Raw genomic sequence first — 20,064 nt, 5'->3', positions numbered from 1 at the left:
CCCACATGACCCAGCAGTCCCTGGAGCCGCAGACCGTCGCCGAAGACGCGGGAGAAGGCACCCGCGTCCCGGCCGGACGGTCCTGGCTCGACCGGTACTTCCACATATCCCGGCGAGGATCCTCGCTCGCGCGTGAGGTGCGCGGCGGCACCACCACCTTCATGGCGATGGCGTACATCCTCCTGCTCAACCCCCTGATCCTGTCTGGCAAGGACGCGGCGGGGAACACGCTCGGCCAGCAGGCGCTGATCACCGCGACCGCGTTCGCGGCGGCCCTGAGCACGCTCCTCATGGGGTTCTTCGGCAAGGTGCCCCTCGCCCTCGCCGCCGGCCTCTCCGTCTCCGGAGTCCTCGCCTCCCAGGTCGCACCCCAGATGACCTGGCCGCAGGCGATGGGCATGTGCGTGATCTACGGCGTGGTCATCATGCTGCTCGTCGTCACCGGCCTGCGCGAGATGATCATGAACGCGATCCCGCTCGCGCTCAAGCACGCGATCACCATGGGCATCGGCCTGTTCGTCGCCCTCATCGGCTTCTACAAGGCCGGTTTCGTGCACCAGGGCAAGGCGACCCCGGTCTCCCTCGGTCCGGCCGGCGAACTGGCCGGCTGGCCGGTGCTGCTCTTCGCCGTCACCCTCCTCGCGATCTTCATGCTCCAAGCGCGCGGCGTTTCCGGCGCGATCCTGCTCGGCATCGTCGGCGGCACCGTCCTGGCCGTGCTCCTCAACGCCCTTGACGTCATCGACCCGGGGCAGTGGGCGAGCGGCGCCCCCGAACTGCACGGCGGCGCGGTCTCCATGCCGGACTTCTCGATCTTCGGCGAGGTCGAGTTCGGCGGCTGGGGCGAGGTCGGCGCGATGACCGTCGGCATGATCGTGTTCACCCTCGTGCTGGCCGGGTTCTTCGACGCGATGGCCACCATCATCGGCGTCGGCACCGAGGCGAAACTCGCCGACGAGCAGGGCCGGATGCCGGGCCTGTCCAAGGCACTGTTCATCGACGGCGCCGGCGGTGCGATCGGCGGCGTGGCGGGCGCGTCGGGCCAGACGGTGTTCGTCGAGTCGGCGACCGGCGTCGGCGAAGGTGCCCGTACCGGCCTGTCCTCCGTCGTCACCGGGCTGTTCTTCGCGGCCTGTCTCTTCTTCACCCCGCTGACGGCCATCGTGCCGGGCGAGGTCGCCGCCGCGGCCCTGGTCGTGATCGGCGCCATGATGATGATGAACGCCCGGCACGTCGACTGGGCCGACCGTGCCACCGCGATCCCGGTCTTCCTGACCGTCGTGATCATGCCGTTCACGTACTCCATCACCGCGGGCGTCGCCGCCGGTGTCATCTCGTACGTGGCCATCAGGACCGCCCAGGGCAAGGCGCGGGAGATCGGCGCCTTCATGTGGGGCCTGACGGTGATCTTCCTGGTGTACTTCGCCCTCGACCCGATCGAGAGCTGGCTGGGCGTGCACTAGCCGCACTGCCGAACGCCCTCCACACGACCGCGCATAAGGAGACCGAGACATGCTGGACATCGCCGAGGAGCTGAACCGGTGGGTCGAGCAGGGGCGTGACTTCGCCGTGGCCACCGTCGTGGCCGTCGGCGGCAGCGCCCCCCGCCGGCCCGGCGCCGCCCTCGCGGTGGACGCCGACGGCACGGCGATCGGCTCGGTCTCCGGCGGCTGCGTGGAGGGCGCGGTCTACGACCTGTGCCAACAGGCCTTGCGGGACGGGCAGCCGGTGCTGGAGCGCTTCGGGTACAGCGACGACGACGCCTTCGCCGTCGGCCTGACCTGCGGCGGGGTCATCGACATCCTCGTCACGCCGGTACGGGCGGGCGACCGGGTCCGTCCGGTGGTGACGGCCGCGCTCGACATCGCCTCGCGCGGGCGGGCGGCCGCGCTGGCCCGGATCGTGTCCGGTCCCGCCGAGCTGGTGGGGCGGGCGATCCTGGTCCGCCCCGAGGGCGCGTACGACGGCGGCTTCGGCGCCCATCCCGAGCTGGACCGCACGGTCGCCGCGGAGGCCGGCGCGTTCCTGGACGCCGGCCGCAGCGGCACCCTGGAGATCGGCGAGCAGGGCTCCCGCTGCGGGGCGCCGCTCACCGTGCTGGTGGAGTCGTCCGTCCCACCGCCCCGGATGATCGTCTTCGGCGCGATCGACTTCGCGTCGGCGCTGGTGCGCGTCGGCAAGTTCCTCGGCCATCACGTGACGGTGTGCGACGCGAGGCCGGTGTTCGCCACCCGCGCCCGCTTCCCCGAGGCCGACGAGATCGTCGTCGAGTGGCCGCACACCTACCTGGAGCGCACGGACGTCGACGCCCGTACGGTCCTGTGCGTCCTGACCCACGACGCCAAGTTCGACGTACCCCTGCTGAAGCTCGCGCTGCGGCTGCCGGTGGCGTACGTCGGAGCCATGGGGTCCCGGCGCACCCACCTGGACCGCAACGAGCGGCTGCGCGAAGTCGGCGTCACCGAGCTGGAGTTGGCGCGGCTCAGGTCGCCGATCGGGCTTGACCTCGGGGCGCGTACACCGGAGGAGACGGCCCTGTCGATCGCCGCGGAGATCGTCGCCGCCCGACGCGGCGGCAGCGGGGTCTCACTGACCGGGGCGCACACGCCGATCCATCACGACGTGACGTCGGAGCCGGCGGGGCGGATCGGGTCGGTGGCCTGAACGGTGTTCCGGCGTACCGGCGGCTGGTCGGGCCAGGCGAACGCGTAGTCCGGGTCGCCGCCCCGGCCCAGCCGGACGAAACGCATCAGCTCCCGCGCGATGCCCGCGTTGCCCATCGCCCATCCCGTGCGGGGTTCCAGGTCGGCCGGGGTGGCCTTGTGCTCGACGTTGGACCAGCGGGCGCCGTCGGCGTCCCGGATCGCGCGCTCCGCCAGGTCCGCGACGAGGACGGCGGCGAAGTCGTGGCCGTCGTCCTGCTCGGCCATCCGGTCGCAGGCGAGCGCCAGGACGCCCGCCGTGCCGCAGCAGCGGCCGTTGTTGTCCCAGAAGCCGGGCCGCAGCCGGGCCGGCAGACCTGAGCGGGTCACGGTGTGCCAGCAGCGGTCGGCCAGGGCCGACCAGGCCCCCGGGGCGGCGAGGACGTCGCGGAGCCGGCGGAACACCTGGGCGTCGCCTGCCGGCCCGTGACACCAGCCGTAGCTGTAGCGCTCGATCAGGTCGGGAAGGTGCGCCGGGTCGGAGTGGGCGACCAGGAACCCCTCGGGCCCGTCCTCGGCCCGGGCCACGACGCCCGCGGCACCGGCCTCGGCCAGCTCGACGAGGTCGGTCCGTCCCGTCGCGGCGCCGACGGTGGCCAGCGCGTACACGATCCCCAGCGTGCCGTGCGAGATGTGGTGCATGCGCCCGTCCCTGCCGGTACGGAACTCCCAGTGCACGCCGGAGGGGACCTTCTCGGCGGTCCGCAGATAGGGCTCGACGGCGAGCACCGCGAACTCCTCGTCACCGGCGGCCAGCGCGCCCAGAGCGATCCCGGCGTTCCCGCCCATCAGCTCGAACAGCTCGCCCCATCGGGTGCCGTCGAACCGCGACCGCACGAGCCGCAGAGCCCCGTCGGCGGCGGCACCGGCGGCACTGTCGCCCAGTTCCTCGTGAACGGTCCGCAGCACGAGCGCCATACCGGTGAGCCCGAAGTACAGGGAACTGTCCTCGCAGTCGTCGACGGCGGCCACGAGAGAGCGGGCCGCGCGCAGGGCGGTGTCGGCGTACGCGTCGTCCCCGAAGTGCCGCCATGCCTCCAGGAGCACGGGGACGATCCCGGCCGTACCGCTGTAGAGCATGGGTTCGAGTTCGGTGCCGGAAGGCCGCTCGGCCCAGGCGAGGCCGCCGTTGTCCGTCTCCCGCGCCTGGTCGAGCAGCCATCGCAGGGCGTCCACCGCCAGCGCCTCGGTCCGGTCCGCCGTCACGGTCTGCACGTCCGTCTCCGTCATGACGCCCACTCTGGCATCCGGCGGCGTGCGCCCGCAGGCGCCCTTGGCGGCGGACGCGGCGGACGCGGCGGGGGTCGGCCCGGTCGTCAGGGTCGTCTGAGGAGCTCGTTGAGCGTGCGTCCGAACACGGACCGCGCCGCGGCACGCAGCACGGGGTCGAAGAACCGGGGCAACAGACGCACCCGCAGTTCCTCGCGCCAGAGCACGCGGGTACGGCCGCCGGGGCCCGGCCGCACCTCGATCTCGGCCCAGCCCGTGACGATCCGGCCCCGCTTGTCCAGACGGCACAGGCCGGGCAGCTCGTCCGTGGGCGGGCGCCACACGGTGACCTCCATCCGGTCGTCGAAGGCGAGCGGACCCAGTCCCGAACGGGCCACGACGAAGGTGCCCTCGCCCGTCGGCGGGGGCGGGACCACGGTGACGCGGGTCAGCGGGACGGTGTCGCCGTGACGCGGCCACTGGGTGAGGCGGCGCCACGCCTCGTCGAGGGAGAGCGGTGCCGTGCGTTCGAGGAGGAAGGTGACCACGGGCTGATCGTAGGCAACGCGGTCCGCTGAACAGTGCGTTCGTATACGGCTCGGCCGGGCGCGCGAGCGGGCGAACACATGAGTGTCCCGGCCCGCCTGGTCGGCGGGCCGGGTCGCGTGGTGCGGGGTCGGGGTCGGTCGTCCTCCGGGCGTTCGCCCTTCGGGAACCGGCCGTGTTCGGCGCGCGGGCCCCGGCTGTGCCACTCGGGATCCTGCTGCGGGGCTTCCTCGGCGGCCGCGTTGGCGTCCTGGCCGGAGACCCCCGACCGTTCCGCCTCCTCGCGCAGTCGGGCCCGCCGGGCGTCGTACTCATTGCTTCGCCACAAACGCCTCAGTCCTCGGTCCACCGGCACATCAGGCGGAACGCCGAGAACAACGCGAGGGGCCACACGGCGGCGAAGGCCCAGATCACGCCCGGCTCGGAGGTGCGGATGCCGGTCACCATGAGCCCGATCGACACCGCGAGCAGGAACGCGACGATCCAGACGGGCGGCCGGCAGGACGCCAGCCGGGACAGGGCGGAGGACCGGCGTGGCCGCAGAGTGCGCATCCGGCGGTCGAGGCGGCGGTCGCGGCGCAGCACGCGTTCCATCTCGTCGAGGATGCGCTGCTCGTGGTCGGGGAGTCGGCTTGTGGTCACGGTCGCTCCTCGCGGGGCCGGAGAGTTGCTCTGCGAGTGCCCGCCCGCCGCCCGAACTAACCGGTGGGGTGCGGCTCCAGACCTTCCGGCAGAGCGTCCGCGCCGTCGGGTTCCGCGCCCGCCGGGAACTGGGCGCGGACCCGCCGGGCGGTCTCGCGGCCGGAGCTGAGACGCCAGTCCCACCAGCGGCGTTGCGCACGTCCCGCGGCCCCGCCGCCTGCACCGGCATACGAGGCCTCCCGCGCCACGTCCACCTCTGCCCCTGCCGCTACCCGATGCTCGGGCAGCTGCAGGGGCAGAAGTGGGGTGGGTCACTGACTGTAGAAGGTGGCGTCCGCCCGGTCCGTGGCCGTGCTCGGTGTCTGCACGTACAGCAGGTAGGTGTAGTGGCGTATGTAGCGCCCGGCCACGGCGTACGACTCGTAGGAGACGCCCGCCGAGTCCGACAGGCCCGCCCGCTTGTAGAAGGTGGCGTCGGACGCGAACTGCGCCGTGCCGTCGTTCTTCTCCAGCCGGACCTCGAAGCTCGCGTTGCTCCGCAGGTAGTAGCCGGGGAAGTTGGTCGACTCCAGCGACACGGTGCCGCTGCCGGTCAGGCCGGTGACCACGCGGAACTGCGAGTCGGCCAGCGGGCTGACGTTGGCGTCGATCCGGCCCCGGTAGTCGAAGTGGCGGATGAAGCGGTCCGCGAAGTTGTACGACGAGAAGCGCTGCGGGGTGACCCCGTCGGCGACCGGGATGCCGAAGTCGGGGGTGCCGTCGGCCTTCCAGTACACCTTCTGGACGCGGGTACGGCGGTTGGGGTCGTTCAGCGGGTCGCCGGTGATGTCCTTGTAGCTGCGGTCGTGGTAGACGAGGATGTCGGAATTGCCGTCCTCGGAGACGGTGAAGGAGTTGTGGCCCGGCCCGTACTGCGAGGTGGCGTCACTGGACTTGAAGACCGGCTGCGTACCCTTCGTCCAGGACGCCGGGTTGGTCAGGTCGGCCGTCGCGGAGGCGGTCAGCATGCCGAGGCAGTAGTTGGCGTCGGTCGCGCTTGCCGAGTAGGTCATGAAGACCTTGCCGCCGTGCTCGATCACCGCCGGGCCCTCGTTGACCTTGAAGCCGATCGTCTCCCAGGAAAGCGTCGGCTGGGAGATCTCCGCCGGAGTGCCGCTGATCGTCCAGGGGTTGGCCATCTTGGCGATGAACAGGCTGGAGTTGTTGTTCTCGGCCGGGTTGCGCTGGGCCCAGGCGAGGTAGCGGACACCGCCCACGACGAAGGTGGTGGAGTCGAGGGCGAAGCTCTGCCACGTCGTCGTGATCTGGCCCTTCTCGGCCCAGGTCGCGGTGAGCGGGTTGGCTCCGGTGCCCTCCAGGACGTACATCCGGATCGCGAACTTGTCACTGGTGGAGCCGGCGGCGAAGTACACGTACCACTTGCCGTCGATGTAGTGGATCTCCGGTGCCCAGATGTTGGCGCCCATCACGCCGCTGGCGTGCTTGGTCCAGATCGTGGTCTCGGGCGCCGTCGACAGGCCCTGGATGGTGGTCGCCCGGCGCAGCACGATCTTGTCGTACGCGGGCACGGTGGCGGTGAAGTAGTAGTAGCCGTCGGTGTGCTTGAAGATGTGCGGGTCGGCGCGCTGTTCGGCGAGCGGGTTGGTGTAGGTGACGCCGGGGGAGGCGGGCACGGCCGCGTGGGCGACGGTGCCGGGCCCGGCGAGGCAGCCCACCAGGGCGAAGAGGACGGCCATGAGCAGCCGTACGGCGTTGCGTCTCACGAGGTTTCTCCAGATCACGGAGTGCGGGGTGGGGAGGGAGGTCAGGTCGTGGGGACGAGGCGCCACTGCTGGCAGTTGTTGTTCAGCCAGGTCCACAGCCGTACGTTCGTCCCGTTCGCGGTGCCGCAGTTCGCGACGTCGGCGACCTTGCCGCTGTTCTCGTTCACGATCCGCACGTAGTCGCCGGTGGCCGTGTAGACCAGACGGAACTTCTGGCAGTTGTTGTTCAGCCAGGACCACTGGGCGATGTTCGTGCCGTCGGCCGTCGCGCAGCCCGCGGTGTCCATGACCTTGCCGGTGGCGACGTTGACCAGCCGGCTCGTGTCGTTGCCGAGGTCCTCGACGCGCCACTTCTGGTTGGCGCCGCCGGTGCAGCTCCACTGGAAGATGTTCGTGCCGTCCGCGGTGTTGCCGCCCTCCACGTCCAGGCACTTGCCGCTGTTGCGGTTCACCAGGGTGTACGCGGTCGGGGTCGTCGCCGTCTCGCCCGAGGGGCCGGGCAGCGTGGTGCCGAGCGCCACCGGGGTGCCGAAGTTCGGCGTGCCGTCCGCGTTCCAGGTGAACTTCTGCGCCCGCGTCGTACGGCCGTTGCCGCAGCCGCCGTTCGCGGTGTCGTTGGCGTGGTAGACGATCCAGTTCTCGGTGCCGTCCGGCGAGGTGAAGAAGCCGTTGTGGCCCGGGGCGTAGACACTCGCCGCGTCATTGCGCTGGAAGACCGGCGTGGACTTCTTCGTCCAGGAGGCGGGGTTCAGCGGGTCGGTGCCGGTCAGTTCCAGCTGTCCCAGCTTGTAGTCCGGGGTCCCGCAGAAGCTGGCGGAGAAGGTGAGGAAGGTGCGGCCGTCGTGGTAGAGCGGCTCGGGCCCCTCGTTGACCGCGCCGCCCGAGGTCTCCCAGCTCGCGGTGGGGCTGGAGATGATGGTGAAGGTGCTGCTGGCCAGCGTGTACGGGTTGCTCATCGGCGCGATGACCAGGCTCTGCGTGCTGCCGTTGATGAAGCCGCTGCCGATCATGTACAGGCTGTTGTTGGCCTTGAGGACGGTGGCGTCGATGAGCCAGCCGCCGGGGGTGAGGTTGGAGCCGCTGAGCTGGTTCTTGTAGGTGTACGGGCCCATGGGGTCGGTGCCCGCGCTCTCCAGGACATGGGTGCGCTGGGAGTCGCAGCAGGCGACACCGCTCTGTCCCGCGGAGTAGTACAGGTACCAGTGGCCGTCGAGGAAGTGCAGCTCGGGCGCCCAGATGTTGGTGTTGCGGGTGGAGGTGGTGTCACTCCAGACCTGGACACTGGCCGCCGTGGACAGTCCGGCCAGGGTCGGCGACTTCCGCATGGTCAGCACACCGGTGAAGGACGTGGTGACCAGGTAGTAGTTGCCGTTGTAGTACTCGAGCCAGGGGTCGGCGCCCTTCTGCGTCTTGACGGGGTTGGTATACGGGCGGCCCTCGGCGGCGGCGGCCGGGGTCGTCGCCGACACCATGGCGATCAGTACGGCGAGCACGCACAGGATCAGGGATCTGTGGCGTCTGGCGGGGGGCTGCTCTGACATCTTCGGCATGCGCGGGACCGTCCCTGTGCGTAATTTCGAACGCGGTTCGTGAATTCGGTCAGAAGATAAGCGGGGGCCATGGTTCCGTCAACGGTTTGGTCATATGCGCTTTACATGTGCGACGCTCAGCGTGCCGACGACGACGCCCGCGCCGATGCCCGCCCACTCGGCCCACCCCGGGTTCTGGCCGAGCCCGAGCCACCTCACGACGGCGGCCAGACCGTGCGCCCTGGCCGCCGACGCCCCCCTCGCGACGGAGGAGGGCCGCGAAATCCGCCCTTGAGCCCCGAACCCGGCCCCCTGACCCGCGGCGCGGCCGGCCGCGGCGCCTGTTACCAGGAGGCCAGCGAGCCGTCGGTGTTGCGCCACACGGGGTTGCGCCAGCGGTGTCCGCGTTCGGCGGCCGCGCGGACCGCGTCCTCGTCGATGGTGATGCCCAGACCGGGTGCGGTCAGGCGGTCGATGTAGCCGTCGCGGAAGGTGAAGGGCTCGGTGTCGACGAGGTAGTCCAGCAGCCCGCTGCTGTCGCCGTAGCCGATACCGAGCGCCTGCTCCTGGATGAGGAAGTTGGGGGCGGCGAAGTCGAGTTGCAGGCTGGCGGCCAGCGCGATCGGGCCGAGCGGGCAGTGCGGTGCGACCAGGACGTCGTACGTCTCCGCCATCGCCGCGATCCGCCGGGTCTCGGAGATGCCTCCGGCGTGGCTGATGTCCGGCTGCGCCACGGCGATGCCGTCCGCCAGGACGGAACGGAAGTCCCAGCGGGAGTAGAGCCGTTCACCGGTGGCGATGGGGATCGAGGTGGAGCGCACCACGGCACCGAGGTCCCGGGTGAACTCGGGCAGTACCGGTTCCTCGACGAACATCGGCAGCAGGGGCTCCAGCAGCGGCAGGACGCGACGGGACATCGCCCCACTGAAGCGGCCGTGGAAGTCCAGCGCCAGGTCTCGGTCCGGGCCGATCGCCTCGCGCACCGCGGCCACCTGCGCCACGATGGCGTTGATCGCGGCGGGCGTGTCGAGCGGCTCCAGCTGACCGCAGGGGTTCAGCTTGACCGCGGTCAGCCCCTTGGCGACCTGCTCGGCCGCCGACTCGCCTATCTCCTGCGGGGTTTCGCCGCCCACCCAGCCGTAGATGCGCACCCGGTCGCGGACATGGCCGCCGAGAAGCTGGTGCACCGGCACGCCGTGGGTCTTGCCCGCGATGTCCCACAGGGCCTGGTCGATGCCCGCCAGGGCACTGCTGAGGACCGGGCCGCCGCGGTAGAAGCCGCTCTTGGCGAGCACCTGCCAGTGCTCCTCGATACGGGCCGGGTCCTGCCCCAGGAGGTAGTCGAACATCTCCTCCACGCAGCGGGCGACGGTGTGCGCCTTGCCCTCGACGATGGGCTCGCCCCAGCCGGAGATGCCCTCGTCGGTGTCGACGCGCAGGAAGACCCAGCGTGGCTCGACGAGGAAGAGTTCGTATCCAGTGATCTTCATGGTGTGGACCTCCGGTCCTGGTGCACGGCCCGGAGGCCGGTCGTTGTCGGTGTCGCGGGGGTGGGGATCAACAGGTGCGGGGGGAGCGACGGGCGGCCTACTCCTGGGAGCTGATGCCGCGGCCGCCGTCCACGAGCAGGTTCTGGCCGGTGATGAAGGAGGCGTCGTCGGAGGCGAAGAAGGCCACCGCGGCCGCGACGTCCTCGGGGGAACCGAGCCTGCCGACCGGTGTCCGGGCGATGGTCTGGGCCTTGTACTCCGGCGGCGTGTGCGCCCACAGGGCGGTGACGACGGCACCGGGCAGGACGGCGTTGAAGCGGATCTCCCCGCCGTACTCGACGGCGAGCTGACGTACCAGGGCGCCGATCCCGCCCTTGGCCGCCGCGTACGCGGGGAAGCCGCGGAAACCGAGGGTGGCGTGCACGGACGAGGTGACCACCACCGCCCCCCGGGCGGCTCTGAGCAGCGGCACCGTGGCCCGGACGCCGTAGAACACCGAGTCGAGGGACAGCCGCAGCTGGTCGTGCCAGGCGGTGTCGTCCAGTTCGTGGGCCGGGCCGGGCAGGTTCCGGCCGGCGTTGAGGTGCAGGACGTCGAGGCGTCCGGTCCAGGACGCCACCTCCTCGACGGCCGCGGTCCACTCCTCGGGCGAGGTGGCGTCGAGCCGGCGGGCCCGGGCGTGTCCCCTCTCGGCGCGGATCTCCTCGGCCACCCGGCCGGCGCCCTCGGCGTCCACGTCGGTGACGAGGACGGACGCGCCCTCCGCGGCCAGGCGGTGGGCGGTGGCCTTCCCGATCCCGGAGGCGGCCGCGGTGAGCAGGGCCGTACGGCCCGCGAAGCGGGACAGCCCGGGTGCGGTCATGGCGTTCCTCCGGCTCTCGCGGTGGAGCCGCGCATGACCAGACGCGGCTCGGTGGGTACGAGGACGTCCCCCACGGGCGACCCCTGGATGGCGGCCACCAGGGCGTCCACGGCCGCGGTGCCCAGTTCGTACAGGGGCATCGCCACGGTCGTCAGCGGTGGGGAGAGGTGGGCGGCGACGGGCAGGTCGTCGTTGCCGACGACGGAGATGTCCTCCGGGATGCGCAGGCCAAGCCCGCGGATCGCCGCCATCGCGCCTATCGCCTGCGCGAGTGAGCTGGTGTAGAGGGCGGTGAGCGGAGGGCGGGCGCCGCCGTCGGGGCGGAGCAGCTCCAGGGCCGCGGACACACCGCCGTCCTCGGTGAAGTCGCCGGACGCGACCGGGGCTGCGGAGAGCCCCAGGGCAGCGGCATGCTGCAGGAAAGCGTGCTTGCGGGCCTCGCTGGGGGTGATGCCGGGCGGGCCCGCGATGTGGCCGATCGCCCGGTGGCCGAGCCCGTGGAGGTGGTCGAGGGCGGTGACGCTGGAACGGGCCACGTCCATGGTGACGTTCCGCCCGGATCCCTCGACCGACCGGTTGAGGAAGACGTGCGGGATCGGGCTGCGGGCCAGGACGTCCAGCAACGGGTGTCCGGGACGTGCCGAGGCGATGAGCAGTCCGTCTACCCGGCCCTCCTGCACCAGGTCGTTGAAGGACTCGTCGGCCTCCTGCCCCTCGAAGTCCTCGGCGAGCAGGGAGAGATAGCCCAGTTCGCGCGCCCGCTGGTAGGCGCCCCGGGCGATGGTGACGTAGGTGGGGTTGGCGAGGGCGGGCACCAGCAGGGCGAAGGCGTGCGTGCTGGCACCCGCCAGGGCCCGCGCGCCGGAGTGGGGGCGGTAGCCGAGCGCGGTGGCGGCCTCGTGCACGCGCCGCCGGGTCTCGGGCCGGACGGACAGGTCCTCTCGGCCGTTGAGCACCTTGGACACGGTGGCCTTGGAGACCCCGGCCTCTCGGGCGACGTCCACCAGCCTGGCCCGCACGGGCTGTTCCGGCACCGGGGCCCCCTCTCTCTTGATCGACCGGAGATGGCTTGTTCCCGGCCTCTTGACACTGTCTGGCGGTGCAACCTAACGTTCGCGAAAGTTTCAGTCAACCGGTTTCCTCAGACGGAAATAAGCGACACGTCTGGGCAGAGCCCTGTAAATCGGTTGGTCCACCCGCGGTAAGTAATCAGCCAACGCTGACGACGGGTGACCTGTGCGCTGAAGCACCTTCACACGCCGACCGCGGACGCGACCACCGTCGCAACCGCGATCTCGTCATACGAGTGCCGACGTCCGCGTACGGAGACGGGTCCCGAGGTCCCCGTCCGGACGCCGCCTCCCGCCTGCCCTCCCCACCGCACTCCCCGCTGTCCCCGGCATGCCGGGACATCCGTCTGAAAGGCCGCGAACGTGCCTATATCAACCACAGGTTCCCTCGACAGACGTCAGTTCCTCAGGGCCTCCGCCGCCACCGCCGGTGCCGCGCTCGCCGCGACCTCCCTGTCCGGCTGCGCGAACTCCGTCGGCGACGACGACGGCGGCGGCGCCGGGAGCGGCAAGACGACGCTCAACGTCATGACGGTGGAGAACGAGTGGGACAAGAAGACCCTCAAGGCCGCGGAGGAGGCGTTGGGGATGCGCCTCAACGTCATCATCGCGGACCCCACCAAGCTCAACGCCATGCTGGCCGCCAAGAACCCGCCGGACGTGGTGCGCGGCTTCGGCGCCACGGAGACGGCGTACTTCGCCGCGCGCGGCCTGATGACCGACCTGGACCCGTACTTCGCGAAGAGTGACGCGCTCAAGGTCTCCGACCTCGACCCGGTCAACGACGTGTGGCGCTACGACGGCAAGAAGCAGGGCGCCGGCCCCCGCTACGGCATGGCCAAGGACTACTCCCAGGACCAGATGTTCTGGTACCGCACCGACCTGCTCGACGCCGCCAAGCTGGACCAGCCCAGCGCCACCGAGGCGCTGTCCGCCGACGAGTGGCTGGACATGGGCAAGGAGCTGGTCAAGCGCCGGCTCGGCAAGGTCAAGGTGTACGGGCTGAACGCCACCGGCATGGGCGTCTTCTGCCAGATCATGGGCATGACGGCTTCGGCCGGCGGAAGCCTGTTCGCCGAGGACCTGGCCACCGTGGACTTCTCCTCGCCCGAGGCGCTCAAGGCGCTGAACTGGTTCCTCGAGTACTCCCGCGCCGACATCGGCCCGAACCCCGCCAACCCGAACCCGGACGGCTGGGACGGCCCGACCTACCAGGCCAAGCGGATGGCGATGAGCTGCAACGGCTACTGGTTCGGCGGACTGATCGGCTCCGACCCCAAGCTGGCCGACATCTCCCGCTTCGCGCCCGCGCCGCAGCTCGGCAGCACCCGCGTCAGCCCCTGCTTCGGCGCCACCGGCTTCTGGATGCCCAGGGACGCCAAGAACAAGGACGCCGCCTGGAAGTTCTTCGAGTGGTACTTCGGCGGCAAGCCCGCCCAGGAGCGTGCGGCCAGCGGCTGGGGCATCCCCTCCCTGAAGTCGCTGCACGCGCGGATGCCGCAGGGCACCGCGTTCCAGAAGCAGGCCTTCGAGGTCCAGCAGCAGGAGCTGTCGCACATGTCCGTGCTGAGCTTCACCCCGTACGCCCAGCAGGCCGCCCTGGACGGCGTCCTCAGCAAGGTGCTGCCGGGCGCGATCAAGTCCAAGACGTCCGCCGGCAAGGTCGCCGACGAGCTCAACTCCCGGATGAACGAGGCGCTCGCCCAGGGCAAGGAGCTGGTGGGGTGACCACCGATCAGCTCGCCGGACCGGCAGGCGTGCCGGGCGCGTCGTCCCCCCCGGGGGAGACGGCCGCCCGGCCCGCCCGCCGGCCGGGCTCGCGCGCGGCCCGCAGGCCCCGCTCGCTGCAGTCGCGCCGGGCCTTCGCCTTCTACGTCTTCGTCGGCCCCTGGATCCTGGGCTTCCTCACCCTGACGGCCTTTCCGCTGGGCTACGCGCTGTGGCTCAGCTTCACCAACGCGGACGGGCTGTCCGCCAACTCACGCTTCGTGGGCCTGGACAACTACAAGGAGGTCTTCACCGACCCCGAGACCATGGCCTCCCTGGCCCGCACCGGGGTGTTCACGGCGATCACGGTGCCGCTGACCATCGCGGCCGGGCTGCTCCTGGCGGTGCTGGTCAACCAGCCGATACGGGCCCGCGGGCTCTTCCGTACGCTGCTGTACCTGCCCGCCGTGGTGCCGCCGGTGGGTGCCGCGCTCACCTTCAAGCTGATCTTCGACCGTGACTCGGGAGCGGCCAACGGCATCCTGGACGGCTTCGACGTCAACGGCGTGTCCTGGCTGGTGGATCCCTACGCCCGCTGGGTCCTGATCGCGCTGACGATGTGGGGTGTGGGCAACGTCATGATCATCTCGCTGGCGGGGCTGCAGGACATCCCCAAGGAGCTGAACGAGGCGGCGCGGGTGGACGGGGCCAGTGCCTGGCAGTCCTTCAGCCGGATCACCCTGCCACTGCTCTCCCCGGTGATCTTCTTCCAGGTGATCACCGGCATCATCGCCGCCGTGCAGAGCTTCCTGCCGCTGCTGATCTCCCTCGACCCCTCCCCGCGGGGCGTCGCGGCCGTGCCCGAGAGCAACTACCTGTACATGATCGACGTGTTCTCCCAGTACTTCGCCAACGGCCGCTACGGATACGCCTCGGCCATGCTCTGGGTGCTCTTCGCGATCATCGTCTTCATCACCTTCCTCGTCTTCAAGCTCAGCAAGGGCGCGGTCTTCTACTCCGTGGAACCGGAAGCGATGAAGAAGGCCAAGCCCCGCACGATCGGAGGCAAGTGATGGTGTTCCGCCGGCGCAGCGCCGTCTACATGCTCCTGGTGGGGTTCCTCGTCCTCTTCCTCAGCCCCTTCGGCTGGCTGATGATCACCGCGTTCAAGGACTCCTCCGAGCTGCGCGCCATTCCCATCCACTGGTGGCCGCACCACCCCAACCTCGGCAACTTCAGCGAGGCCCTGACCCACTTCGACTACCTCGGTTACGCCCAGAACTCGATGACGATCTCCGTCATCTACGCGGTGCTGGTGACGCTCGCCTCGGCCTGGGCCGGGTACGGCTTCGCCCGGCTGAACGCCCCGGGCAAGCGGGCCATCTTCGCCGTGCTGCTGTCGACGATGATGCTGCCGCAGGTCATCACCCTCATCCCGACCTACCTGCTGTTCGCCAAGGTCCACCTGACCAACACCTACATGCCGTGGGTGCTGTGGGGACTGTGCGGCGCCCCGTACCTCATCTTCCTGTTCCGGCAGTTCTTCTCGAACATGCCGAAGGAGCTGGAGGAGGCGGCGATCGTCGACGGCTGCGGGCAGATCCGCATCTTCTGGCGGATCTTCCTGCCGCAGTCCTGGCCGGTCATCGCCACCAGCCTGATCCTCTCCTTCAGCTGGACGTGGGGCGACTGGATCGCACCCGCCCTGCTGCTGGACGACAGCCGCACCACGCTCGCCGTCAAGCTCGCCCGCGGGTACGTCAACGACCACGGCGCACAGCTCGGCAACCTCGTCGCGGCGGGTGCGGTGATGTACGTCGTCCCCGTGCTGGCGCTCTTCCTGATCCTGCAGCGCGGCTTCGTCTCCGGCGTCGCCACGTCCGGACTCAAGTAAGGAATCCCTCTCGATGACCGACACCCCGGTTCGCTCCAAGTCCCCCGTGCGGGTGGGGTCATGACGGCACGTCGTCCTGCCCTCACCCCGCAGCTCGGCCGGACCCGGGTCATGGCCATCCTCAGGTCGGCCGATGCCTCGGGCCTGCCCGCCGTGGCCCGGGCCCTCGCGGCCGGCGGCATCAGCTGCCTGGAGGTCACCCTCACCACGTCGGGCGCCCTCGACGCCCTGGCCCGTATCCGCGACGAGCTCGGACCACAGGTGGCGGTCGGTGCCGGCACCGTGATCACCGAGGCGCAGGCACGGGACGCCCGGGCGGCCGGAGCCGCGTTCCTGGTCGCCCCCGTGGTGGACGTCCAGGTCATCCGGACCGCGGCCGACTCGGGCATCCCCTGCTATCCGGGGGCCTGGACGCCGACCGAGGTGTCCGCCGCCTGGCAGGCGGGCGCCGCCGCCGTCAAGCTGTTCCCGGCGAGCACCGGCGGCCCCGCACACCTGCGCCAACTGCGGGCGCCCCTGCCGGACATCCCCCTCATCGCCGTCGGCGGCGTCGGCCTCGCGCAGGCACGGGACTACCTCGACGCCGGAGCCCGCGCCGTCGGCATCGGCTCCCCGCTGCTGCGCGGAGCGGACCGGAACCCGACCGCGGAAACCCTGACGACCCTCACGGAAAGGACGCGCGTGCTGCTGGAAACCGTGGGCGCCGCCGAACAGGTCGGGGAGGCCGGCTCGTGAACGGCCCCTCGGAGAACGCACCCCCCTACCTGGTGACGGTGGGCGAGGTCCTCGGCGTCATGGCGGCGGCGGAGCCCGGTCCGCTCGGACTCGGCGCCGCGCTGCGCCTCGGGCTCGCCGGAGCGGAGTCGAACGTCGCCATCGGTGTCAGCCGGCTCGGCGGGTCGGCCACCTGGATCGGCCGCATCAGCGAGGACAGTCTCGGCGAGATGATCCTGCGCGAACTGCGCGCCGAAGGCGTCACGGTCGTCGCGGTACGGGACCCCGCGCCCACCTCGCTGCTGCTGAAGGAACGACGTACCGCCACGCACAGCCGGGTGCAGTACCACCGCACCCACACCGCCGGATCCCGGCTGTCCCCGCGGGACATCCCCGAGGACGTCGTCGCCGGCGCGGCGATCGTGCACATCACCGGGATCACACCCGCGCTGGGCGAGGGCCCCGCCGCGGCCGTCCGCCGGGTCGTGGACATCGCCGTCGACGCCGGCGTGCCCGTCTCCTTGGACGTCAACTTCCGTTCCCTGCTGTGGAACGAGGCTCAGGCCCGGCGCGCGCTCCTGCCCCTGGTGCGCGGCAGCGACCTGGTGTTCGCGGGTCCGCACGAGGCCCGGCTGATGGTCCCCGATGCCGACACGCCGGAGGAACTCGCCCAGGGCATCTGCGACCTGGGACCCGGCGGTGCCGTGATCAAGATGGGTGCCGAGGGGGCCTTCGCACTCCTCGACGGGAAGCCGTACCCGCAGCCCGCCGTGCCCGTCCGCGTCCAGGACTCGGTGGGGGCGGGAGACGCGTTCGCCGCCGGGTACCTGGCCGAACTGCTCGCGGGCGAACCGCCGGAACGGCGGCTGCGGACGGCCGCCCTCGTCGGAGCCTTCGCGGTGAGCACCACCGGCGACTGGGAGGGCCTGCCCCGGCGTGCCGAGCTGACCCTGCTGGACCATCACGACGACGTCGTCCGCTGACCCGCCGGTCCGCCGAAAGCGGCCAACTTCCCACCCGTCTCAAGGACTTCCCATGTCAACCACCACCAGCTCCTCCGCCGGACCGACGCTCGTCCTCACCGGCTCCTACACGCCGGAAACAGGTGGCGACGGCGCCGGACTCGTCGCCCTGCGCTTTGACCCGGCGGCCGGTGCCCTCACCGCCGACGTCCGGTCCGGGTCCCTCCCTGTCGCCGGCGCCTCCTTCCTGACCGCGCATCCCTCGCTGGACGTCGTCTACAGCACCAACGAGACCGCCTCCGGAGCCGTCAGCGCCTTCGCCCGGCACGGCGACGACGCCCTCACCCCGATGGGAGACCCGGTACCGAGCGGCGGCGCCAACCCCTGCCACCTCACCGTCCACCCCGGCGGCGACTGGCTGCTGACCGCCCATTACGGCACCGACACGCTGCCCGGCAGCGTCGCCGTGCACCGGCTCGGCCCGGACGGCGGCATCCGGGAGCTGACCGACGTCGTGGTCCACGAGGGGTCGGGCCCGGTCGCCGGACGGCAGGACGGCAGCCACGCGCATCAGGTTCTCATCGACCCGGCGGGCCGCTTCGTCCTCGTCACCGACCTGGGGGCGGACGCGGTGTTCACCTACCGTCTCGACACCGGGGCGGGCATCCTGGAGCGCGTCGCCACGAACCGGCTGCGCGCCGGGTCGGGCCCACGCCACCTCGCGTTCGCGCCCGGCGGCGAGCTGGTGTTCAGCGCGGACGAACTGTCCTCGACCCTCACCTGCCACCTCTACCACGCCGACCACGGCACCCTGACGGCCGTCTCCACCGTCCCGGCCACGGCGGCCCGTGACCTCACCAACCAGCCGGCCGGAATCGTCGCCTCGCCCTGCGGACGCCACGTCTGGCTGACCAACCGCGGCGCGGACACGGTGGCCGCCTTCCGGATCAGCGGTACCGGCCTCGAGCCGATCGGCGAGGTGCCCAGCGGCGGTGCCTGGCCGCGCGGCCTGATCCTGGCCGACGGCCATCTGCTCGTGGCCAACCAGCACAGCGGCACCCTGACGGCGCTGCGTGTCCTGGACACGGGTGCCCTCGACCGGCCCGGACCGGTCGCACAGCTTCCCTCGGTCGTCTGCGCGCTCGCCCTGTGATCCCCGCCGGGTGAGCGGCCCGCTCAGCCAGGCCCCCCTTCCTCACGACCCGCCCAATCCTCCTCTTACGCCCTGAAAGGCAGTCATGTCCCACCCCGGCACCACCCCAGCACGCTTCACCCTCGACGCGGCCTTCGGCGTCGGCCCCGTCGCCCCGCGCATGTACGGGTCGTTCGTCGAGCACATGGGCCGCTGCGTCTACACCGGCCTCTACGAGCCGGGCCACCCGTCCGCCGACGCCGCCGGACTGCGCCAGGACGTCCTGGACCTGGTCCGGGAGCTGGGTGTCACCACCGTGCGCTACCCGGGCGGCAACTTCGTCTCCGGCTACCGCTGGGAGGACAGCGTCGGCCCGCGCGAGGAGCGGCCGGTCCGGCTGGACCTGGCCTGGCGGTCCACCGAGACCAACGAGTTCGGCCTCGGCGAGTTCATGGACTTCTGTGCCAAGACCGGCATGGAGCCCATGATGGCCGTCAACCTCGGCACCCGCGGGGTGGCGGAGGCCGCGCAGCTGCTGGAGTACTGCAACCACCCCGGCGGCACCGAGCTGTCCGACCGCCGAATCGCCCACGGCGACAAGGAGCCGTACGGCGTCACGATGTGGTGCCTGGGCAACGAGATGGACGGGCCCTGGCAGATCGGCCACAAGACGGCCGAGGAGTACGGACGGCTCGCCGTCGAGACCGCCCGTGCCATGCGGATGATCGACCCCGGCCTGGAGCTGGTCGCCTGCGGCAGTTCGGGCTCGGGCATAGAGACCTTCGCCGCCTGGGAGGCGACCGTTCTGGAAGCCGCCTACGACGAGGTCGACTACGTCTCGCTGCACGCCTACTACGAGGAGATCGACGGCGACCGCGACTCGTTCCTGGCCTCGGCCGTCGACATGGAGCACTTCATCGAGTCGGTCGTCGCCACCTGCGACCACGTCCGCGCACGTCTGAAGGCGAAGAAGCGGATCAACCTCTCCTTCGACGAGTGGAACGTCTGGTACATCCGCCGCAGCGAGGCCGCCACCCCGCCGGACTGGGACCAGGCGCCGCGGCTGCTGGAGGACAACTACTCGGTCACCGACGCCGTGGTCTTCGGCTCGATGCTCATCGCCCTGCTGCGGCACGCCGACCGCGTCACGTCCGCCTCGCTCGCCCAGCTCGTCAACGTCATCGCGCCGATCATGACCGAGCCGGGCGGCCCCGCCTGGCGCCAGACCACCTTCTTCCCCTTCGCCCAGGCCTCCCGGTACGGCCGCGGTCGGGTGCTGCGTGTCGAGGTGGACAGCCCCACGTACTCCACCGCCAAGTTCGGGGAGGTGCCGCTGCTGCACGCCACCGCCGTGATCGACGACGAGAGCGGCGACGTCACCGTCTTCGCCGTGAACCGCAGCCAGACCGACGTCCTGCCGCTGGAGATCGACCTGCGCGGGGTCGACGCCCACACCCTCGCCGAGCACCTGGTCCTGTCCGACGGCGACCCGGAGGCCACCAACACCGCGGACCGGCCCGACCGTGTCGTCCCGCACGCCGCCACCGGCACGAGTGTCACCGGGGGAGTCCTGCGCGCGGGCCTCGAACCCATGTCCTGGAACATGATCCGTCTGACCCGTCCGCAGGACTGACGCCCCGTCATATCGGCGGCGTGTCCTGCCGGCAGGGAACACCGGCAGGACACGCCGCCGGATGGCCCATCCGGCCCGTCCGCGGGCCGCCGGGCGTATTGTCCGGAATATGACGAAATACCATATTCTGCGCCTGGCGTGCTCCGTAGCGGTCGTCGGGGCGGTGCTCGGGGCCGCTCCGCCGGCCGCCGGTCACACGACCNCTGTCA

18 protein-coding genes are annotated in these 20,064 nt (G+C 71.1%); 9 read left to right on the top strand and 9 right to left on the bottom strand.

Features of this window, described 5'->3' with window-relative positions; genetic code table 11:
- Window positions 1-5: 5 nt before the first annotated feature.
- Together ACWBNA_RS19220 and ACWBNA_RS19215 are read left to right on the top strand one after the other, a co-directional pair.
- Window positions 6-1,463: an NCS2 family permease gene (locus tag ACWBNA_RS19220; protein ID WP_482705641.1), complete on the top strand. Its 1,458-nt coding sequence runs from the start codon at window positions 6-8 to the stop codon at window positions 1,461-1,463.
- 49 nt (window positions 1,464-1,512) lie between these two features.
- Complete coding sequence (locus ACWBNA_RS19215; protein WP_482705640.1) at window positions 1,513-2,664, top strand: XdhC family protein; 1,152 nt, start codon at window positions 1,513-1,515, stop codon at window positions 2,662-2,664.
- Here ACWBNA_RS19215 and ACWBNA_RS19210 read toward each other — a convergent pair.
- From ACWBNA_RS19210 to ACWBNA_RS19170, 9 genes are all read right to left on the bottom strand, one after another.
- Window positions 2,616-3,932: a lanthionine synthetase LanC family protein gene (locus tag ACWBNA_RS19210; RefSeq protein ID WP_482705639.1), complete on the bottom strand. Its 1,317-nt coding sequence runs from the start codon at window positions 3,930-3,932 to the stop codon at window positions 2,616-2,618. The two genes, ACWBNA_RS19215 and ACWBNA_RS19210, sit on opposite strands and share 49 nt — an antisense overlap.
- Window positions 3,933-4,018: 86 nt before the next feature.
- Window positions 4,019-4,459 (bottom strand): SRPBCC family protein, encoded by a 441-nt coding sequence (locus ACWBNA_RS19205; RefSeq protein WP_482705638.1) that lies wholly within the window; start codon window positions 4,457-4,459, stop codon window positions 4,019-4,021.
- A 331-nt stretch (window positions 4,460-4,790) separates the two neighbouring features.
- Window positions 4,791-5,099 carry a DUF3040 domain-containing protein gene (locus ACWBNA_RS19200; RefSeq protein ID WP_482705637.1) on the bottom strand — a complete coding sequence of 103 codons (309 nt, stop codon included), beginning with the start codon at window positions 5,097-5,099 and terminating at the stop codon, window positions 4,791-4,793.
- 56 nt (window positions 5,100-5,155) lie between these two features.
- Window positions 5,156-5,353, bottom strand: coding sequence for a hypothetical protein (locus ACWBNA_RS19195; protein WP_482705636.1), 198 nt, complete (start codon window positions 5,351-5,353; stop codon window positions 5,156-5,158).
- A gap of 57 nt (window positions 5,354-5,410) precedes the next feature.
- Window positions 5,411-6,835, bottom strand: a complete 1,425-nt coding sequence (locus ACWBNA_RS19190) for a family 43 glycosylhydrolase (RefSeq protein ID WP_482705711.1) — start codon at window positions 6,833-6,835, stop codon at window positions 5,411-5,413.
- A gap of 68 nt (window positions 6,836-6,903) precedes the next feature.
- On the bottom strand, window positions 6,904-8,334 hold the full coding sequence (locus tag ACWBNA_RS19185; RefSeq protein WP_482705710.1) for a family 43 glycosylhydrolase: 1,431 nt from the start codon (window positions 8,332-8,334) through the stop codon (window positions 6,904-6,906).
- A 401-nt stretch (window positions 8,335-8,735) separates the two neighbouring features.
- Entirely contained in the window at window positions 8,736-9,881 is a 1,146-nt protein-coding gene (gene dgoD, locus ACWBNA_RS19180; RefSeq protein WP_482705635.1) for a galactonate dehydratase, read from the bottom strand.
- Window positions 9,882-9,978: 97 nt separating this feature from the next.
- The gene (locus ACWBNA_RS19175; RefSeq protein WP_482705634.1) at window positions 9,979-10,743 is read right to left on the bottom strand and encodes an SDR family NAD(P)-dependent oxidoreductase; all 765 of its coding nucleotides are present in this window, start codon (window positions 10,741-10,743) and stop codon (window positions 9,979-9,981) included.
- Entirely contained in the window at window positions 10,740-11,777 is a 1,038-nt protein-coding gene (locus ACWBNA_RS19170) for a LacI family DNA-binding transcriptional regulator (protein ID WP_482705633.1), read from the bottom strand. The genes ACWBNA_RS19175 and ACWBNA_RS19170 overlap by 4 nt, the downstream gene beginning before the upstream one ends.
- A 399-nt stretch (window positions 11,778-12,176) precedes the next feature.
- Between ACWBNA_RS19170 and ACWBNA_RS19165 the strand changes: the two genes are divergently transcribed.
- From ACWBNA_RS19165 to arfA, 7 genes are all read left to right on the top strand, one after another.
- A complete protein-coding gene (locus tag ACWBNA_RS19165) occupies window positions 12,177-13,541 on the top strand; it encodes an extracellular solute-binding protein (protein ID WP_482705632.1) in 1,365 nt (454 codons plus the stop codon).
- Window positions 13,538-14,593, top strand: coding sequence for a carbohydrate ABC transporter permease (locus ACWBNA_RS19160; RefSeq protein ID WP_482705631.1), 1,056 nt, complete (start codon window positions 13,538-13,540; stop codon window positions 14,591-14,593). Before ACWBNA_RS19165 ends, ACWBNA_RS19160 begins: the two co-directional genes overlap by 4 nt.
- Window positions 14,593-15,414, top strand: a complete 822-nt coding sequence (locus ACWBNA_RS19155; RefSeq protein ID WP_482705630.1) for a carbohydrate ABC transporter permease — start codon at window positions 14,593-14,595, stop codon at window positions 15,412-15,414. Before ACWBNA_RS19160 ends, ACWBNA_RS19155 begins: the two co-directional genes overlap by 1 nt.
- A 60-nt stretch (window positions 15,415-15,474) precedes the next feature.
- Complete coding sequence (locus ACWBNA_RS19150; RefSeq protein WP_482705629.1) at window positions 15,475-16,149, top strand: bifunctional 4-hydroxy-2-oxoglutarate aldolase/2-dehydro-3-deoxy-phosphogluconate aldolase; 675 nt, start codon at window positions 15,475-15,477, stop codon at window positions 16,147-16,149.
- Window positions 16,146-17,111, top strand: a complete 966-nt coding sequence (locus tag ACWBNA_RS19145) for a sugar kinase (RefSeq protein WP_482705628.1) — start codon at window positions 16,146-16,148, stop codon at window positions 17,109-17,111. The genes ACWBNA_RS19150 and ACWBNA_RS19145 overlap by 4 nt, the downstream gene beginning before the upstream one ends.
- Before the next feature lie 52 nt (window positions 17,112-17,163).
- Window positions 17,164-18,243 carry a lactonase family protein gene (locus ACWBNA_RS19140; protein ID WP_482705627.1) on the top strand — a complete coding sequence of 360 codons (1,080 nt, stop codon included), beginning with the start codon at window positions 17,164-17,166 and terminating at the stop codon, window positions 18,241-18,243.
- Window positions 18,244-18,328: 85 nt separating this feature from the next.
- On the top strand, window positions 18,329-19,855 hold the full coding sequence (gene arfA, locus ACWBNA_RS19135; RefSeq protein ID WP_482705626.1) for an arabinosylfuranosidase ArfA: 1,527 nt from the start codon (window positions 18,329-18,331) through the stop codon (window positions 19,853-19,855).
- Window positions 19,856-20,064: the final 209 nt, after the last annotated feature.

The sequence above is a fragment of the Streptomyces sp. Q2 genome (assembly GCF_056820935.1).
The sequence above is the reverse complement of the archived record's forward strand: the minus strand, read 5'-3'. Positions and strand labels throughout refer to the sequence as shown.

Coding starts and splice junctions, on each gene's coding strand:
- ACWBNA_RS19185 (WP_482705710.1), bottom strand. CDS start 8,334: ATGGTGTCGGCGACGACCCCGGCCGCCGCCGCCGAGGGCCGCCCGTAT.
- ACWBNA_RS19190 (WP_482705711.1), bottom strand. CDS start 6,835: ATGGCCGTCCTCTTCGCCCTGGTGGGCTGCCTCGCCGGGCCCGGCACC.
- ACWBNA_RS19220 (WP_482705641.1), top strand. CDS start 6: ATGACCCAGCAGTCCCTGGAGCCGCAGACCGTCGCCGAAGACGCGGGA.
- ACWBNA_RS19155 (WP_482705630.1), top strand. CDS start 14,593: ATGGTGTTCCGCCGGCGCAGCGCCGTCTACATGCTCCTGGTGGGGTTC.
- ACWBNA_RS19210 (WP_482705639.1), bottom strand. CDS start 3,932: ATGACGGAGACGGACGTGCAGACCGTGACGGCGGACCGGACCGAGGCG.
- arfA (WP_482705626.1), top strand. CDS start 18,329: ATGTCCCACCCCGGCACCACCCCAGCACGCTTCACCCTCGACGCGGCC.
- ACWBNA_RS19215 (WP_482705640.1), top strand. CDS start 1,513: ATGCTGGACATCGCCGAGGAGCTGAACCGGTGGGTCGAGCAGGGGCGT.
- ACWBNA_RS19140 (WP_482705627.1), top strand. CDS start 17,164: ATGTCAACCACCACCAGCTCCTCCGCCGGACCGACGCTCGTCCTCACC.
- dgoD (WP_482705635.1), bottom strand. CDS start 9,881: ATGAAGATCACTGGATACGAACTCTTCCTCGTCGAGCCACGCTGGGTC.
- ACWBNA_RS19150 (WP_482705629.1), top strand. CDS start 15,475: ATGACGGCACGTCGTCCTGCCCTCACCCCGCAGCTCGGCCGGACCCGG.
- ACWBNA_RS19175 (WP_482705634.1), bottom strand. CDS start 10,743: ATGACCGCACCCGGGCTGTCCCGCTTCGCGGGCCGTACGGCCCTGCTC.